This is a genomic window from Pseudomonas sp. NPDC078416, assembly GCF_050268485.1.
GTDB lineage: Bacteria > Pseudomonadota > Gammaproteobacteria > Pseudomonadales > Pseudomonadaceae > Aquipseudomonas.
Map to the genome: position 1 here is coordinate 228,104 of NZ_JBNNGV010000004.1, position 16,827 is coordinate 244,930.

Sequence of the window (16,827 nt, forward strand, 5' to 3'; positions counted from 1 at the left end):
AAGGCCGCTTATGTCCTCCAAAAGAGGTGGGGAATGGATTCAAAAGAGCAACAACTGACGGAACTGCTCGGGCTGACGGCTCGAACCCTTACGCACCTCACGGCGTCCATGACGTCGATGTCGTTCGAACTGATGCGCAGCGAAGACGAGGTCACACGTTCTGCGGGACGCCGGATGATCGATCGCATGGCGACCATTAGTGCCGGACTTGACGAGCACTGGCGGCTGATCGGCGAACTCACCGGCATCCAGGTGTCTCAGGAGCAAATCGAAACCGTTCATGAGGTGCAGATGCAGCGCAAGGTGGTTACGCCCATCGGTGGTGCCGCTTCCTGAGTGACGTTTCTTCATCGGGTGAGCTATCGGCTCGCCTGATGCTGCCCGATTCACGGCGCTGACATTTCTGGCGCATCGCCCTTACAGGTCCCATAGTTTTGTATCCGCGATCGGCCTGATCGCCCTATAAAAACTCGAGACTGGCGATGACCAAGACTCTCCACCACCGTGCCTGCCACCTGTGCGAGGCGATCTGCGGCCTCACCCTCGAAACCACCCTGCAGGAGGACGCTACCACCCTCATCACCTCGATCAAGGGTGATGCGCAGGACACGTTCAGTCGCGGGCACATCTGCCCCAAAGCCGTCGCGCTGCAGGACATCCAGAATGACCCCGATCGCCTCCGGCAGCCCATGCAGCGCATTGGCAATGACTGGCAGCCGATCGAGTGGCAGGCCGCGTTTGAGCTGATTGCCGAGCGCCTTGCCGGGATTCAGGAGCGTCATGGTCAGAACGCAGTGGCGGTGTACCAGGGCAACCCCAGCGTGCACAACTATGGGCTGATGACCCACAGCAACTATTTTCTCGGGCTGCTGAAAACCCGTAACCGCTATTCCGCAACCTCCGTGGACCAGTTGCCTCATCACCTGACCAGTCATTTGATGTACGGCCACGGCCTGCTGCTGCCCATTGCCGACATTGAACACACCGATTTCATGCTCATCCTCGGCGGTAATCCGCTGGCGTCCAACGGCAGCATCATGACCGTGCCCGACGTCGAGAAGCGTCTGAAAGCGATCCAGGCCCGTGGCGGCAAAGTCGTTGTGGTCGATCCGCGCCGCAGTGAAACCGCTGCTATAGCCGATCAGCACCTCTTCATCCGTCCGGGCGGCGACGCGGCGTTTCTGTTTGGCCTGCTGCACACCCTGTTTGCCGAAGGCCTGACCCGAGAAAGCCATCTTGCCGTTGATGGTCTTGAAGACGTCCGCGCCGCTGTCAGCGAGATGAACGCCGACGCCATGAGTCCTCGATGCGGCGTGCCCGCCGAGCAGATCAGGCAGCTCGCGCGGGACTTCGCCGCTGCCAAAAGCGGCGTTTGTTACGGGCGCATGGGCATTTCCACTCAAGCGTTCGGCACGCTGTGCCACTGGCTGGTGCAACTGATCAATCTGGTCACCGGCAATCTTGACCGTGCAGGCGGTGCGCTGTGCACCGAACCCGCGCTGGACTTGGTGGCGTCGACCTCCGGCGGCAGCTTCAATCGCTGGCAGAGTCGCGTCTCGCAACTGCCGGAGTACGGCGGCGAGCTGCCGGTTTCTGCGCTGGCCGAGGAAATGCTGACCCCGGGGGAAGGGCAGATCAAGGCGCTGATTACGGTCGCGGGCAACCCGGTGTTGTCGACGCCCAACGGCCGTCAGCTCGACACCGCGCTTGAAGGGCTGGAGTTCATGGTCAGCGTCGATTTGTACATCAACGAAACCACGCGGCACGCAGACCTGATCCTGCCGTCGACCTCCGCGCTGGAAAACGATCACTACGACACCACGTTCAACATGTTCGCCGTGCGCAATGTCACCCGGTTCAACCGCGCAATCCTCGCCAAGCCCGAGGGCGCATTGCACGACTGGGAAATCTTCGTCGGCCTCGCCCAGGCCTTCGCGCTGAAAACCGGCCGCGAGCTAAAACCGACGATGCCGCCGGCGCAGATGGTCGATCGCGGTTTGCGCGCAGGGCTCTATGGCGATGCGTCCCCGCTGAAGTTGTCGCTGGAGACACTGGCGCACTATCCCCATGGTCTGGACCTCGGCCCGCTCAAACCCAATCTCGCCGCGCGCCTTAAAACCGTGAACCAGCGCGTGCAGGCCGCGCCGCCATTGATTCTTGCTGACCTTGCGCGTTTCGCCGAGGAGCCTGCGCCCCAGGCCGATGGCCTGATGCTGATCGGCCGGCGCCATGTGCGCAGTAATAATTCCTGGATGCACAATTACCACCGGCTGGTGAAAGGCAAGCCGCGGCATCAGTTGCTGATGCACCCCGATGACTTGCTCAGCCGGGGGTTGATGGACGGTCAGCGGGTCAGGGTCAGCTCGCGGGTCGGCGTAATCGAGGTTGAAGTGATGGGCAGCGCCGACATGATGCGCGGTGTCGTCAGCCTGCCCCATGGCTGGGGCCACGGCCGTCCGGGCGTAAAAATGGACATCGCGACGGCCCAGCCAGGCGAAAGCGCCAATGACTTGACTGACGAGCGGGCACTGGACGGGATTTCCGGTAACGCCGTGTTGAATGGGGTGCCGGTCACTGTCGCGGCGGCATGATGGCCATCATCTTCATCACAGTGATCAAGGCCAAGACCGAGCGTTATGCTCGGGAATCGTTTAGAATGCGCCACCGTGTCGACACATACAGTCGTAAAGTTTAGCCGAGGTGCTCCATGGATATTATCGAAACGATCAAAGACCAGATTGCCAGCAACACCGTTCTGCTTTACATGAAAGGCGCTCCGAATGCCCCTCAGTGCGGCTTCTCGGCCAAGGCTTCTCAGGCACTGATGGCGTGTGGCGAAAAGTTCGCGTACGTCGATATCCTGCAGAACCCGGAAATCCGCGCCAACCTGCCGAAATACGCCAACTGGCCAACCTTTCCGCAGCTGTGGGTCGGTGGTGAGCTGGTCGGCGGTAGCGACATCATCACTGAAATGCAGGCTGACGGTTCGCTGCAGGAACTGGTAAAAGCCGCTGTTGCGAAAAACGCTACTGCCTGATTTCGGCAGTCGTAAAAAAGCCCTGCTCTCTGCCGAGAAGCGGGGCTTTTTATTGGGCGCCGTTATTAGACGATGGTGGGGACCGGAATCAGTCCTCTTCGCCCATCTGAGACTGCAGGTAGTTCTCGATGCCGACCTTGTCGATCAGCCCCAGCTGGGTTTCCAGCCAGTCGATGTGCTCTTCTTCCGATTCCAGAATGTCTTCCAGCATTTCGCGGCTGCCGAAGTCGCCGACGGTTTCGCAGTGCGCGATGGCGGCTTTCAAATCGGCGTGGCCTTTGCGCTCGATGCGCAGGTCACACTCAAGCATTTCCTTGGTGTGTTCGCCGATCAGGATCTTGCCCAGGTCCTGCAGGTTCGGCAGGCCTTCCAGGAACAGGATGCGCTTGATCAGTTTGTCAGCGTGTTTCATCTCGTCGATGGATTCGTGGTACTCGTGTTTGCCCAACTTGTTCAGGCCCCAGTCTTCGTACATGCGCGCATGCAGGAAGTACTGATTGATCGCGACCAGCTCGTTACCGAGGATCTTGTTGAGATGCTGGATGACTGTGATGTCGCCTTTCATGATCGGGTCCTGTCGAAGATATAGGTAATACAGGCGGCAAGTCTGAGCCCCCTCTATAACTCTGTCAAACCTAAGTTATTGAATAATAAGTGAAAATAAATAGGAATAAGAATGTTTGTGTTCCGCATCTTGTGGCTAAGCGATTGAATTAAAGGCATAAAAAAACCGGACAGTGTCCGGTTTTGTTTGAAAGCGGTGATTCAGGCAGCTGAAAATTCTGCGGGATAGGCGAGGGCGGCGTGACTGGTCTGGAGCTCGGTCAGGGTTTCACGCACCACTTCCTTCGCGAGGCAGGCACATTTCCCGCACTTGCTGGCGACACCCAGGGTTTCGCGGACGTCACGATAGCTGCAGCATCCTTCCATGATTGCTTCACGGATTTGTCCGTCGGTAACACCTTGGCAGAGGCAGACATACATATAAGAAACCGTCGCTGAGTGATTGGCTCAATGCGAGAGATACTAATGTTAATGAGAATGCTTGTCAAAACTACTCAGGCCTCTTTGTGTGGCTACCGATGAGTGGTCAGCTGCGGCAGTGAGGAGTTCTGCCTAACGGCAGAACTGTTTCGCCTTCGGCGAGTTACTTGGAAAAGCACCCCAAGTAACCAAGGGTGCCTGCTCCTGGTTTGGCCCTTCCTTCGTCAGGGTTCCTTCACTCCGGTCTCGCTCCGTGGGCCCGCGCCGAACGGACATCCATGTCCTGACGGCGCTCTCGCCGCATCCATGCGGCTCGGCCCACTGCGCGAGACCTGCGTTCAGCCTGCACCCAAGTCGCGTTTGGCGGTGACTGGGGTTTTTGCGTAGGAAGATCAAAAGCGCGTTTAAGCAGATCAAAAGCTTCCCGGCTGAAGCCGGTCCCACGGGTTGTACGCGACGTGCTTTTTAGTGGGACCGGCTTTAGCCGGGAAGGGGCCAGTCGGGGCGCCGACGGAGTTTGAGCCGATCACTGCCTGCCGATCCTCACCCCCATAAAAAAACCGGCCACATGGGCCGGTTCTTGTATCGCGCAGCAAAGTCGACTCAGTTGTCGAAGTCGTGCCAGCCGCCCATTTCTTTCCAGCGGTTGACGATGCCGCAGAACAGCTCGGCAGTCTTCTCGGTGTCGTAACGGGCCGAATGGGCTTCGCGACCGTCGAAATCGATGTCCGCCGACTGGCAGGCTTTCGCCAGAACAGTCTGACCGTACGCCAGGCCCGCCAGCGTCGCGGTGTCGAAGCTGGAGAACGGGTGGAACGGATTGCGCTTCATGTCCAGCCGCGCAACCGCTGCGTTGAGGAAGCCCAGGTCGAAGCTGGCATTGTGGCCCACCAGAATCGCGCGTTTGCAGCCGTTGGCTTTCAGCGCCTTGCGGATGCCGCGGAAGATGTCCGTCAGCGCCGTTTCTTCGCTCACGGCCATGCGCAGCGGGTGATCCAGCTTGATGCCGGTGAACTCCAGCGCCGCGGCTTCAACGTTGGCGCCTTCGAAGGGTTCAACGCGGAAGAAATAGGTGTGGTCCGGAAAGACAAAGCCTTTCTCGTCCATGCCAATCGTCGTGGCCGCGATTTCCAGCAACGCATCAGTGGCGCAATTGAAGCCGCCTGTTTCTACGTCAACAACAACGGGCAGGTAGCCGCGAAAACGGGCAGCCATCGGGTGCCGGGATCCTGTACCGCCACCGGAACCTTCTTGCTCGTCTTCGTAATGTTCTTCACTCACGCGTGTTCCTCCAGCAGGCGCCAGCGCAGTTTTTCACCGGCGCGCAGCGGGATAACAGAAAGCTCGCCAAACGGCAGGCTGGCGGGGGCCGTCCACTCGTCACGAACCAGGGTAATGGTGTCGGTGTTGGTCGGCAGGCCGTAGAACGCCGGGCCGTGCAGACTGGCGAAACCTTCCAGCTTGTCCAGCGCATTGCGTGATTCGAACGCCTCGGCGTACAGCTCGATGGCGGCGAATGCGGTGTAACAGCCGGCACAACCGCAGGCCGCTTCTTTGGCGTGCTGCGCGTGGGGCGCGGAGTCCGTGCCGAGGAAGAACTTGCTGCTGCCGCTGGTGGCGGCATCGAGCAGGGCAACCTGATGGGTATTGCGCTTGAGAATCGGCAGGCAATAGAAGTGAGGGCGAATGCCGCCCACCAGCATGTGGTTGCGGTTGTACAGCAGGTGGTGAGCCGTGATGGTCGCGCCCACATTGGCCGATGCTTCATTGACGAACTGCACGGCGTCGGCGGTGGTGATGTGTTCGAACACCACTTTCAACGTCGGAAAACGCTCGACGACGCGGCGCATGTGCTCGTCGATGAAAATCTTTTCGCGGTCGAACACGTCGATGTCGCCGCGGGTCACTTCGCCGTGGATCAGCAGCGGCAGGCCTGCTTCAGCCATCGCCTCGAGCACCGGGAAGATCTTGTCGACACTGGTCACACCGGAATCGGAATTGGTCGTCGCGCCCGCCGGGTACAACTTGGCGGCGTACACGAAGCCACTGGCCTTGGCGGCGCGAATCTCTTCGGGCTGCGTCAGGTCGGTGAGGTAAAGCACCATCAGAGGCTCGAATCGGCTGCCTTGAGGGCGCGCAGCGAGGATGCGCTGACGATAGGCGTCCGCTTGCTCCGCGTTGCGTACCGGGGGCACGAGGTTCGGCATGATGATCGCGCGGCCAAAAGTGCGCGCTACGTCGGCGACGGTGTGGGGCAGAACAGCGCCATCTCGAAGATGGATATGCCAGTCGTCGGGGCGCAGGAGGGTCAGGCGTTCGGACATTGGGGATTCCAGGCGGGTCAAACTCGCTGGGAATGCTACCGGAAAAGACTCCTCCAGGCACTCGCTATCAAGTTTTGCGGGAAGTTACCGATAGCCACGTGTAAGTCATAAATCTTGTTACACGTGAATTTAGTGGAGCCTCCCGTGCGCCAGCGATATTTAGCCCTGCTCAGCGCGTTTGCCAGTCTGCCGGCCATGGCGCTCACCTTCCAGACCCGTCTGGAGAATATTGAGTGGAAGGTGGAAGGCGATCAGTTCGAGTGCAGGCTGACGCAGCCGATCACCGATTTCGGTGCCGGCGAGTTCGTGCGCCGCGCGGGTGAGCAGCCGACGTTTCGCTTGAAAGCAAATGGCTACAGCCTGGCGTCCGGTTCGGCCATGTTGATTGCCGCTGCAGCGCCGTGGCAGCCGGGTCGCAGTGACCTCAATCTTGGCGCCGTTAAAGTCAACAGCGGTGAGACTCCTTTCAATACCAATCAGGCCCAGGCGACGCGTCTGATTGCGGGCCTGATGGAGGGGCGCAGCCCGGTGATTCGTCATTCTCTGCGTGATGGCGGCGGCGCGATGGAAGTCCGTCTGCTGCCGGTCAAATTCAGCAAGGCCTACGGCGAGTTTCAAGTGTGTACGGCGAAGCTCTTGCCGATGAATTTCGAGCAAGTGCGGCAGTCCGAGATCGGCTTCCCTGGCGGCGGTATCGAGCTGGACGCTACGGCCAAACGCAAGCTGGACACCGTGCTGGCTTATATGAAGGCCGATCCGACGGTCAATCACGTCGAGCTTGACGGTCACTCCGACAACAGCGGCAACCGGTTGACCAACCGCGATCTGTCGCGGCGTCGGGCGCTGTCGGTCATGGACTACCTCAAGGCCCAGGGCATCCCGGAGGAACAGATCACCCTGCGCTTCCACGGCGAGCAGTACCCCCTGGCGCCAAACACCAACAATGCCAATCGCGCGCGCAACCGTCGGGTGAACATTCACCTGGAACGTGTGGCGCAGCAAACCCCGGCCGTGCCGCCATCCGCCGCGCCTGCCCCGATGCCTGCTCCATTGCCCGTGCCCGCTGCAACGCCAGCCCCGGGCGCGGCGCCTGTTACAGCGGCAGGTGCGACACCCGCCAAGGCCTCTTGATGATGATCAGGCAGGTCGTCTGACTGACAGAATCTGTCGCTTTGTCGTCAGAAGCTGTCGCGACACTGTAAATTCCCGCGCGTGATCGGTAAACTCGACGGTTTTCCGTACAACGCGTTGGAGTGATGGCATGGCGGACGTAAACAAGGTAGTTCTCGCGTATTCCGGTGGCCTGGATACTTCGGTAATCCTCAAGTGGCTGCAAGATACGTACAACTGCGAGGTGGTGACCTTCACCGCTGACCTGGGTCAGGGCGAAGAAGTCGAGCCAGCACGCGCCAAGGCACAAGCCATGGGCGTCAAAGAAATCTACATCGACGACCTGCGCGAAGAATTCGTGCGTGATTTCGTGTTCCCGATGTTCCGCGCCAACACCGTCTACGAAGGCGAGTACCTGCTGGGTACTTCCATCGCGCGCCCCCTGATTGCCAAACGCCTCATCGAAATCGCCAACGAAACCGGCGCTGACGCCATTTCCCACGGCGCTACCGGCAAAGGCAACGACCAGGTCCGCTTCGAACTGGGCGCCTATGCGCTCAAGCCAGGTGTAAAAGTGATTGCGCCATGGCGCGAGTGGGACTTGCTGTCCCGCGAGAAGCTCATGGACTACGCCGAGAAGCACGCGATTCCGATCGAGCGCCACGGCAAGAAAAAGTCCCCGTACTCGATGGACGCCAACCTGCTGCACATTTCCTATGAAGGCGGCGTGCTTGAAGACACCTGGACCGAGCACGAAGAAGACATGTGGCGGTGGACAGTGTCCCCGGAAAACGCGCCGGACAAGCCGCAGTACCTGGAGCTGACCTACCGCAACGGCGACATCGTGGCGCTGGACGGCGTCGAAATGACCCCGGCCACCGTCCTCGCCACCTTGAACCGCATTGGCGGCGAGCACGGTATCGGTCGTCTGGACATCGTCGAGAACCGCTACGTCGGCATGAAATCCCGCGGCTGCTACGAGACCCCGGGCGGCACGATCATGCTGCGTGCTCACCGCGCGATCGAGTCGATCACCCTGGACCGCGAAGTCGCCCACCTCAAAGACGAGCTGATGCCCAAGTACGCCAGCCTGATCTACACCGGCTACTGGTGGAGCCCTGAGCGTCTTATGCTGCAACAGATGATCGATGCTTCGCAGGCACATGTGAACGGCGTCGTGCGCCTGAAGCTTTATAAGGGCAATGTGATCGTGACCGGTCGCAAGTCCGACGAGTCGCTGTTTGATGCGAACATCGCGACGTTTGAAGAAGACGGCGGCGCCTACAATCAGGCAGATGCGGCGGGCTTCATCAAGCTCAACGCATTGCGCATGCGCATTGCAGCGAACAAGGGCCGCAAGTTGTTCTGATCACTGTCGTGGTTGATGTGCAGCCCTGTTCGGGGCTGCACTCATTACACTTGGCCTCCTCATACCGCCGGCGATTCATTCAACACTCTTCCCGCGCCCGCGCTGGCCGATTTTTGCCCCCGTTTACAGGCGGTAAAAGATGCGCTCGCGCTCTGCGGTATCTGCGGCGTTCATGTCGGCAAATCGCTGTCCTCCCCGGCGATTCTCTTAGCCGTATCCCCCTTCGAAGTTGTTCGAAACTCAAAACGATAGGCTTTGCCGATGTCCCAGATATCGCGCACCCCGACGCCCAGTAGTTGAGCGATTTCGGGAACGGTGTAACCCAGCGCCGAGTAATGCATGGCATGCCCGGCAGTGGCGTCGTCCAGGGTTGCCGGCTCTCTCTGCCGGGACGTGCGTGACCGGCGAACAGGCTGGCAATAACGGATCTTCAGACCGTTCTCGCTGGCCAGGCGCTTGATGTCCTTCTGGTTCATGCGCAGCGAGTATTGCAGCGCGGCGACACCCGCTCCCTTGGCAACAAGCCCCTTGAGAAGATCGACTTTGGTAGACAGCTCCGCTTCCGGATCGGCGTCCCGGATTTGCCGCGACGCTTCGGTCTCCCTCGACTCTCCTTCTGCAATGACATTAATGACGCCGCCCTGGGAAACGTAGCGCTCTACGGCTTCCGCCAGTTTGAGAGGGTCGCTGCTTGCGCCAATGGAGTATTTAATTTTCTTGGTCATGGTAGGTTCCTTTGAACATATCAACTAAACAGCCTGCACTGCCGGGACGTTCACGCTTAAAAGCGTTTAAACACCGAATGGCTTTATTCATGCCGAAGAGTGACCTGCGCACGGACCGCTGGCAAAAGAACCGCCCGTCTTTATATACGCAGTAATCTTATATCGTGATAAGAGCCACTAACTAACAGTGGGTTGAACCATTCGCTCATCAAAAAGTAACGACTGGTAATAGGTTTGGCAAGTGAAAAGCCAAAAAATAAGCAGTTTGTTTTTTAATTTCTTTGGGTGAATTTATTGACGGTAATAATAGTCCGTTAGTTATGTAGTATTTTTCTGGAATGGCGTGAGGGTGCTGGATGTTATGAGCCGAATAGTATTACGTAAAAGGCGGGGCAGCCCTTTATTTTAATAGGGGGTGATGTGAGGCAGTGATTATTGAATCGAGTCGCCCGGTTGGGAGGTGGTTAATCGGCGTTACTTTCTCCTCCGCCCCTGGTCGGGATATCAGGTAAGGGCAGTTGAAAGTTGATCCGGACCATTCAGAAATTTCTGAACGCGCTGTAGGTCCTTTCGAGTATTTAATATGTAATAAAACTCGTCGAGCTCAGATGTGTAGTTTTACCAAGTGTGTGCGGTTACCCGCGCTTCGGACGGCCTGCAATATTTTATGATTTTTGTTTGCTGGCAGCCCGGCGAGATGGGCATATGCTGAAGCCATAACGCACATCGTGAACGGGGTGTAATCCGTTACCCGAGTGCACTGTTTCAGAGAGGAACCCCATTTTTCCCGAACGTCACGGAGAGCCCTCGTTTTCCAGACCTTCAAACAGGTGGGTGGAGCAATCAGGCTTCGAACAGCCTTAGGACAAGGCGAGCTATCAAGCTCCATTCATATAGTCAGAAATGCTTAGCGCGTTCAGGACTCAAAAATTACCACTTGCGGTCTCCGAAATTATGCGGTCACGTACTGAGACTGGATTGAACATCGTTAAAAATAGAGCGGATAGGGCAGGTTTTGTAGGATTTTTCTGTTGGTTGAGTGAGAAAGGTCTTTGCCTGCTGGTCTGCAGGGAGGAGCGCCATGCAAAGCACTAAACGACTAAGCTATTGTGCGGGCTCTGAAAATTCGAACAGCGAAGAATGGACTGCTCATGAATAAAGTGTTGATCGTGGATGATCACCCTGTCATTAGGCTCGCCGTACGCATGTTGATGGAACGCCATGGCTACGAAGTCATTGCCGAGACGGATAACGGCGTGGATGCGTTACAACTGGCGCGCGAGCATCTGCCAGACATTGTCATTCTGGACATCGGTATCCCCAAGCTCGATGGCCTGGAGGTCATCGCCCGATTGTCGGCAATGACCCTGGCCTTCAAAGTGCTGATACTCACGTCCCAGGCGCCGGGGCATTTTTCAATGCGCTGCATGCAGGCGGGGGCGGCGGGTTATGTCTGCAAGCAGCAGGATTTGACCGAATTGCTCAGTGCCATCAAGGCGGTGTTGTCCGGCTACAGTTATTTTCCCAATCAGGCACTCCACACGGTGCGCTCCAGCCTTGGCAATGCCAGTGAGGCGGAGATGGTGGATCGTCTGTCGGGGAGGGAAATGATGGTGTTGCAGCAGTTAGCCCGTGGCAAGACCAACAAGGAGATCGCCGACGGCATGTTCCTGAGCAACAAAACCGTCAGCACGTACAAGACGCGCCTGTTGCTCAAGCTCAATGCGCACTCGCTGGTTGACCTTATCGAACTCGCCCAACGTAACGGTCTCGTTTGATGGCCGACGAATCACGGTGCTTCAAGGCGGCGTTTCCAGCTCATGTATTCTGCCCAAGCCTCTCGAGGGAGAGGCCTTCCGGCAGGGCGTCTCAAGGAGCGGTCAGAAATCGAAATCGTAGTCTGCAAGCTGCCGTTGCAGACGACGCTCTTCCAGCAGGTTATCGATGGTGCGGCGCTTGCTGAGGTTGGCCTTGGTGGTCTCTACCGGCACGGGCGGCACGTCCTCCGGTTCTTCGATCACGAAGTCGTCGTCCACTTCGATGGTGTCTTTTTCATCGCTCATGATTCAGCCTCAGGCGTGAACAGTCGTTGGCGCTCCTTATAGCGACAAACCCCGCGCGGGTAAAAAAGATTTTTTTAATCGATTGAAGCCCCGAGACGCTATCGTTCAATCGTCGGAGGTCTTGGCCTTGTACTCGCACAAGTCCTCGATCCGGCAGCTGCCACACCGAGGTTTGCGCGCAATGCACACGTAACGGCCGTGGAGGATCAGCCAGTGGTGCGCATCCATGAGGTAATCCCTGGGCACGAATTTCATCAGCTTGTTTTCAACTTCTACCACATTCTTCCCGGGCGCGATGCCGGTACGGTTACTCACCCGGAAGATATGCGTGTCGACCGCCATTGCCAGCTGACGGAACGCGGTGTTCAAGACCACGTTCGCGGTCTTGCGGCCCACGCCGGGGAGGGCTTCGAGGGCCTCGCGAGTTTGCGGCACTTCCCCACCGTGCAGTTCAATCAGCAGGCGGCACGTTTCTATCACGTTCCGCGCCTTGCTGTTGTACAGGCCAATGGTCCTGATATGAGCAGACAAACCCTCAACGCCCAACGCGTAGATCGCCTGAGGCGTATTGGCCACCGGGTACAGACGCGCCGTGGCCTTGTTGACGCTGACGTCGGTCGCTTGCGCCGAGAGAATCACGGCGATCAACAGCTCGAACGGCGTGGTGTAGGCCAGTTCCGTTTTGGGATCGGGATTGTCTTCGTGCAAGCGACGAAAGATCTCGAGGCGTTTGGCGGCGTTCATGGGGCGGGGGGTTCCTGAGAAGACGATGCGGCGGGCGCAGGATTCTGCAACTGGGCGAGCGCGCGCTCTGCCTCGTCGAGGCCGCGCTGTAACTGCACCAGTTGTGCGGCTTGTTCGGCAATTGGCGGGTGACCAAAGGCTTTCAGCGACTTCAGCAATTGAGCTCTGCTCATGGCGACCTGGGCGCGTGCCTGTTTCAACGCCGCGTCGCCGCCTGCCGAAGGTGTCGAGCGGATGCGCGCCAGGGCGGCTTGTGCCGGGTCTGGCTGGAGAACGGCAGGCGTGACGGTCCGTGACTGGCGAGCCTGGCGTTCGGTCTGGCGTCGTTGCTCATCGCGCTGCAGGCGGGCCGTGCGCGCGTCAAAGCGTTGCCGTGCCCGACTGCGTTTGACCGCTCTGACTGATCGCTGCATTTCATCCATCGCCCCATCGCCAATGAACGGCACCGAGGTCATCGGCAGCGGCAGCATGTCGATGCAGTCGACCGGACAGGGGGCAACGCACAGGTCACAGCCCGTGCATTCCTCAACGATGACGGTGTGCATCAGCTTGGCGGCGCCCACGATCGCATCCACGGGGCAGGCCTGAATGCATTTGGTGCAACCGATGCACTCGGCCTCGCGAATAAACGCAACTTGCGCTGGCGCGCTGCCTCGTTCGATGTCCAGTTGCAGGACCGGTACATTCAGCAGTCGAGCCAACGCCGCGATGGTCTCGTCGCCACCGGGTGGACACTTGTTGATGGCTTCGCCGCTCGCAATGCCTTCGGCGTAGGGCTGGCAGCCTGGATGGCCGCACTTCCCGCACTGGGTTTGCGGCAGCAGGGCGTCGATGCGCTGAATCAGGCTCATGGTTAGACCAGATCGACGACCCGAGCGGGCCGTCGATAACGTGCAGAATGTTACGGTTCGGTCGGCTTACTTGATGCGCTGACCGGGCTTGGCGCCACTGTCAGGGCTCAGCAGGTAGATCTCTTCACCGCCAGGACCTGCTGCCATCACCATGCCTTCGGAGATGCCAAAGCGCATTTTCCGCGGCTTGAGGTTGGCGATCATCATGGTCAATCGACCCTCCAGCTCCGCCGGGTTCGGGTAGGCGCTCTTGATGCCGGAGAAGACGTTACGCTTCTCGTCGCCGATATCCAGCGTCAGGCGCAGCAGCTTGTCGGCGCCTTCGACGTGTTCGGCTCTTTCGATCAGTGCGACACGCAGGTCAATGGCCGCGAAGGCGTCGAAGTCGATCTCCGGGGAGAGCGGGTCTTTCGTCAGCTCGCCATTGCCCTGCGGGGCCGCGCCTGTGTCGGTGGCGCTGGCGGCCAGGTCTTCTTTCGATGCGTCGGTCATGGCTTCCACTTTGACGGGGTCGATGCGCGTCATCAACGGCTGGAACGGGTTGAGCTGATGATTGCTCAGCAGCGTCTGGTGGTCATCCCAGGTCAGTGGCGCAACGTTAAGGAATTGCTCGGCGTCTGCGGCGAGATTCGGCAGCACGGGCTTGAGGAAGATCACCAACTGACGGAACAGATTGATGCCCAGGGCGCATATCGCCTGGACCTCGTCCTGTTTACCTTCCTGCTTGGCCAGCGACCAGGGCGCCTTTTCGGCGATCCAGGCGTTGGCGCGGTCTGCCAGCGCCATGATTTCGCGCATCGCGCGGGCAAAGTCACGTGCCTCGTAGGCATCGGCAATGCTCGGCGCCGCGGCATGGAATGCGTCGGTCAATTCGGGCTCGGCATTGCCGGCCACCAGCAGACCTGCGTTGCCTTTCTGAATGAATCCCGCGCAACGGCTGGCGATGTTCACCACCTTGCCGATCAGGTCAGAATTGACCTTCTGCACGAAGTCTTCAAGGTTCAGGTCCAGATCGTCTACACCACGGCCCAGCTTGGCCGCGTAGTAGTAACGCAGGTATTCCGGCGACAGGTGCTCAAGGTACGTGCGTGCCTTGATGAAGGTGCCGCGGGACTTCGACATCTTCTGGCCGTTGACGGTCAGGTAGCCGTGAACGTTGATGCCGGTAGGCTTGCGGAATCCCGAACCTTCGAGCATTGCTGGCCAGAACAGCGCATGGAAGTTGACGATGTCTTTGCCGATGAAGTGATAGAGCTCGGTGGTCGAATCCTTGCGCCAGAATGCATCGAAGTCCAGTTCCGGACGGCGCGCGCAGAGGTTCTTGAAGCTCGCCATGTAGCCGATCGGCGCATCGAGCCACACGTAGAAATATTTGCCGGGCTCGTCGGGGATTTCGAAGCCGAAGTACGGTGCATCGCGGGAGATGTCCCACTGCTGCAGGCCGGAATCGAGCCACTCGGCGATTTTGTTCGCGACGGCGTCCTGCAACGTGCCGCTTCGCGTCCAGCTTTTCAGCATGGCGTCGAAGGCCGGCAGGTCGAAGAAGAAATGCTTGGAGTCCCGAAGTACCGGGGTTGCGCCGGAGATCGCCGACTTCGGATCTTTCAGGTCCGTCGGGGCGTAGGTCGCGCCGCACTTTTCGCAGTTGTCACCGTACTGGTCTTCAGTGCCGCATTTCGGGCAGGTGCCTTTGATGAAGCGGTCGGCCAGGAACATTTTCTTTTCCGGGTCGAAATATTGCGTCACGGAGCGCGTGGCGATGTGGCCGGCGTCGCGGAGGCGCTTGTAGATCTCGCTGGACAGCTCGCGGTTCTCTTCGGCGTGGGTCGAATGGAAGTTGTCGAAGTCCACCAGGAAGTCAGCGAAGTCGGCACTGTGCTCGGCCTGCACGTTGGCGATCAACTGCTCGGGCGTGATGCCTTCTTTCTCGGCGCGCAGCATGATGGCCGAGCCATGGGCGTCGTCCGCGCACACATAAATGCACTGGTTGCCGCGGTGCTTTTGAAAGCGCACCCACATGTCGGTCTGAATGTACTCGAGCATGTGGCCAAGGTGAATGGAACCATTGGCATAGGGCAGGGCGCTGGTGACGAGAATCTTGCGTGGCTCGGACATTGGGCTCGGCTACTTGAAGTGAAACGGAGGTCGGCCACTATAAAGGCCTGAGCGTTTTTTTTCATCCCGCGCGGCATGTCGGAATCTGCCGATGTGCGTGAAAGGAAACGTCGTTGCGTTCTTTATCAGGCATACAAGGTAGGATGGCCGCCTGTTTTAGTCAGTCTTTATAGGGAGTCACCCATGAGCGCTGTCAATCGCGCAACGGTGGAAGCCGTCCTTCGCCAGTACACCGATCCTTACTTGAATCAGGACCCGGTCAGCGCCGGGTGTGTCCGCGCCATCGAGATTGAGGGCGACCGCGTGAGTGTCCAGCTGGAACTGGGTTACGCGGCCGCGCTGTTCAAGAACGGCTGGGCGCAGATGCTGCAGATGGCGATTGAAGGGCTGGATGGTGTCGTATCGGCCAGCGTCCAGATCGCCTCGGTCATTCACCCTCACAAAGCCCTCGGCCAGATCCCCGGCCTGGCCAACGTGAAGAACATCGTTGCTGTCGCCTCGGGCAAAGGTGGCGTCGGCAAATCCACGACGGCGGCCAACCTGGCGCTGGCGCTGTCCCGGGAAGGCGCACGCGTCGGCATTCTTGATGCCGATATCTACGGCCCGAGCCAGGGCGTCATGTTTGGCATCCCCGAAGGCACCCGCCCGAAGATCAAGGATCAGAAGTGGTTCGTGCCGATCGAGGCCCATGGCATCGAAGTAATGTCGATGGCGTTTCTGACCGACGACAACACGCCGATGGTCTGGAGAGGGCCGATGGTGTCGGGGGCGCTGCTGCAACTGGTGACCCAGACTGCCTGGAATGATCTGGATTACCTGGTCATCGACATGCCGCCAGGCACTGGCGATATCCAGTTGACCCTCGCGCAGAAAGTCCCGGTCGCGGGCGCCGTGATCGTCACGACCCCGCAGGACCTCGCGTTGCTGGATGCGAAGAAAGGCGTGGAGATGTTCCGCAAGGTCAACATCCCGGTGCTGGGTGTCGTTGAGAACATGGCCGTGCATATCTGCTCGAATTGCGGCCACGCCGAGCATCTGTTTGGCGAAGGCGGAGGGGAGAAGCTGGCGACGCAATATGGTGTCGAGCTGCTGGCCTCGTTGCCGCTGTCCATGCTGATTCGTGAGCAGGCCGATGGTGGCAAGCCGACGGCGATCGCCGAACCCGAGAGTCAGATTGCGATGGTGTATCAGGAGCTGGCGCGTCACGTCGGCGCGCGGATCGTGCTGCAGGAAGCTGCGTCTGCGCAGATGCCGACCCTCTCTGTGAGCGACGACTGATACGCTAAGGGTAAGGCTGGAGACGCGATGTGCCGGAGACTCGGCATGTCGCGGTAGCAAGATTACAGCCAGGGGGCGCAGGCGGAATGTGCAGGAATGGCATTTCTACAGGCGTAAAAAAACCCCGCTTTTGCCGCCGCCCAGATACGGCGCAGCGCCCATCTGCCAGAACAACCAGTTCAGGGTTTCGGTGCGGCCGGCCAGGTCCTTGGGCAGCAACTCGCCAA

General features: G+C 59.1%; 15 protein-coding genes and 2 pseudogenes. 7 read left to right on the top strand and 10 right to left on the bottom strand.

Features of this window, described 5'->3' with window-relative positions; translation table 11 throughout:
- Positions 1-33: 33 nt before the first annotated feature.
- From ACQKEN_RS07740 to grxD, 3 genes are all read left to right on the top strand, one after another.
- Complete coding sequence (locus tag ACQKEN_RS07740) at positions 34-336, top strand: hypothetical protein (RefSeq protein ID WP_192171588.1); 303 nt, start codon at positions 34-36, stop codon at positions 334-336.
- 146 nt (positions 337-482) lie between these two features.
- The gene (locus ACQKEN_RS07745; RefSeq protein WP_427684853.1) at positions 483-2,591 is read left to right on the top strand and encodes a molybdopterin oxidoreductase family protein; all 2,109 of its coding nucleotides are present in this window, start codon (positions 483-485) and stop codon (positions 2,589-2,591) included.
- A gap of 116 nt (positions 2,592-2,707) precedes the next feature.
- A complete protein-coding gene (gene grxD / locus ACQKEN_RS07750) occupies positions 2,708-3,037 on the top strand; it encodes a Grx4 family monothiol glutaredoxin (RefSeq protein WP_074888979.1) in 330 nt (109 codons plus the stop codon).
- A gap of 88 nt (positions 3,038-3,125) precedes the next feature.
- Here the strand turns inward: grxD and bfr are convergent, their stop codons facing one another.
- The 4 genes from bfr to pyrC form a co-directional block, all read right to left on the bottom strand.
- Entirely contained in the window at positions 3,126-3,602 is a 477-nt protein-coding gene (gene bfr, locus ACQKEN_RS07755; RefSeq protein WP_065992554.1) for a bacterioferritin, read from the bottom strand.
- A 200-nt stretch (positions 3,603-3,802) separates the two neighbouring features.
- Positions 3,803-4,021: a bacterioferritin-associated ferredoxin gene (locus tag ACQKEN_RS07760; RefSeq protein ID WP_065992556.1), complete on the bottom strand. Its 219-nt coding sequence runs from the start codon at positions 4,019-4,021 to the stop codon at positions 3,803-3,805.
- 603 nt (positions 4,022-4,624) lie between these two features.
- Positions 4,625-5,302: a ribonuclease T gene (gene rnt, locus ACQKEN_RS07765; protein ID WP_074888982.1), complete on the bottom strand. Its 678-nt coding sequence runs from the start codon at positions 5,300-5,302 to the stop codon at positions 4,625-4,627.
- Positions 5,299-6,345 (bottom strand): dihydroorotase, encoded by a 1,047-nt coding sequence (gene pyrC, locus ACQKEN_RS07770; RefSeq protein WP_427684856.1) that lies wholly within the window; start codon positions 6,343-6,345, stop codon positions 5,299-5,301. The genes rnt and pyrC overlap by 4 nt, the downstream gene beginning before the upstream one ends.
- A gap of 144 nt (positions 6,346-6,489) precedes the next feature.
- Here pyrC and ACQKEN_RS07775 point away from each other — a divergent pair, with 144 nt between their 5' ends.
- Positions 6,490-7,476, top strand: a complete 987-nt coding sequence (locus tag ACQKEN_RS07775; protein ID WP_427684858.1) for a flagellar protein MotY — start codon at positions 6,490-6,492, stop codon at positions 7,474-7,476.
- 130 nt (positions 7,477-7,606) lie between these two features.
- On the top strand, positions 7,607-8,824 hold the full coding sequence (locus ACQKEN_RS07780; RefSeq protein WP_007938916.1) for an argininosuccinate synthase: 1,218 nt from the start codon (positions 7,607-7,609) through the stop codon (positions 8,822-8,824).
- 170 nt (positions 8,825-8,994) lie between these two features.
- Here ACQKEN_RS07780 and ACQKEN_RS07785 read toward each other — a convergent pair whose 3' ends face one another.
- On the bottom strand, positions 8,995-9,549 hold the full coding sequence (locus ACQKEN_RS07785) for a hypothetical protein (protein WP_427684860.1): 555 nt from the start codon (positions 9,547-9,549) through the stop codon (positions 8,995-8,997).
- A 1,151-nt stretch (positions 9,550-10,700) separates the two neighbouring features.
- On the opposite strand from ACQKEN_RS07785, the gene ACQKEN_RS07790 reads away from it, so the two are divergent.
- The gene (locus ACQKEN_RS07790) at positions 10,701-11,327 is read left to right on the top strand and encodes a response regulator transcription factor (protein ID WP_037012286.1); all 627 of its coding nucleotides are present in this window, start codon (positions 10,701-10,703) and stop codon (positions 11,325-11,327) included.
- A 102-nt stretch (positions 11,328-11,429) separates the two neighbouring features.
- On the opposite strand, the gene ACQKEN_RS07795 is transcribed toward ACQKEN_RS07790, so the two are convergent.
- From ACQKEN_RS07795 to metG, 4 genes and pseudogenes are all read right to left on the bottom strand, one after another.
- Positions 11,430-11,612, bottom strand: coding sequence for a PA3496 family putative envelope integrity protein (locus tag ACQKEN_RS07795; RefSeq protein WP_427684862.1), 183 nt, complete (start codon positions 11,610-11,612; stop codon positions 11,430-11,432).
- A gap of 105 nt (positions 11,613-11,717) precedes the next feature.
- The gene (gene nth, locus ACQKEN_RS07800; protein ID WP_427684864.1) at positions 11,718-12,356 is read right to left on the bottom strand and encodes an endonuclease III; all 639 of its coding nucleotides are present in this window, start codon (positions 12,354-12,356) and stop codon (positions 11,718-11,720) included.
- Between the two features lie 8 nt (positions 12,357-12,364).
- A pseudogene (gene rsxB / locus ACQKEN_RS07805) lies at positions 12,365-13,207 on the bottom strand (electron transport complex subunit RsxB); the annotation flags it as partial.
- 66 nt (positions 13,208-13,273) lie between these two features.
- Positions 13,274-15,322 carry a methionine--tRNA ligase gene (gene metG / locus ACQKEN_RS07810; RefSeq protein ID WP_427684866.1) on the bottom strand — a complete coding sequence of 683 codons (2,049 nt, stop codon included), beginning with the start codon at positions 15,320-15,322 and terminating at the stop codon, positions 13,274-13,276.
- Between the two features lie 183 nt (positions 15,323-15,505).
- Here metG and apbC point away from each other — a divergent pair, with 183 nt between their 5' ends.
- Complete coding sequence (gene apbC, locus ACQKEN_RS07815) at positions 15,506-16,600, top strand: iron-sulfur cluster carrier protein ApbC (RefSeq protein WP_427684868.1); 1,095 nt, start codon at positions 15,506-15,508, stop codon at positions 16,598-16,600.
- Positions 16,601-16,732: 132 nt separating this feature from the next.
- On the opposite strand, the pseudogene ACQKEN_RS07820 reads toward apbC, so the two are convergent.
- A pseudogene (locus ACQKEN_RS07820) lies at positions 16,733-16,827 on the bottom strand (glutathione-dependent disulfide-bond oxidoreductase); the annotation flags it as partial.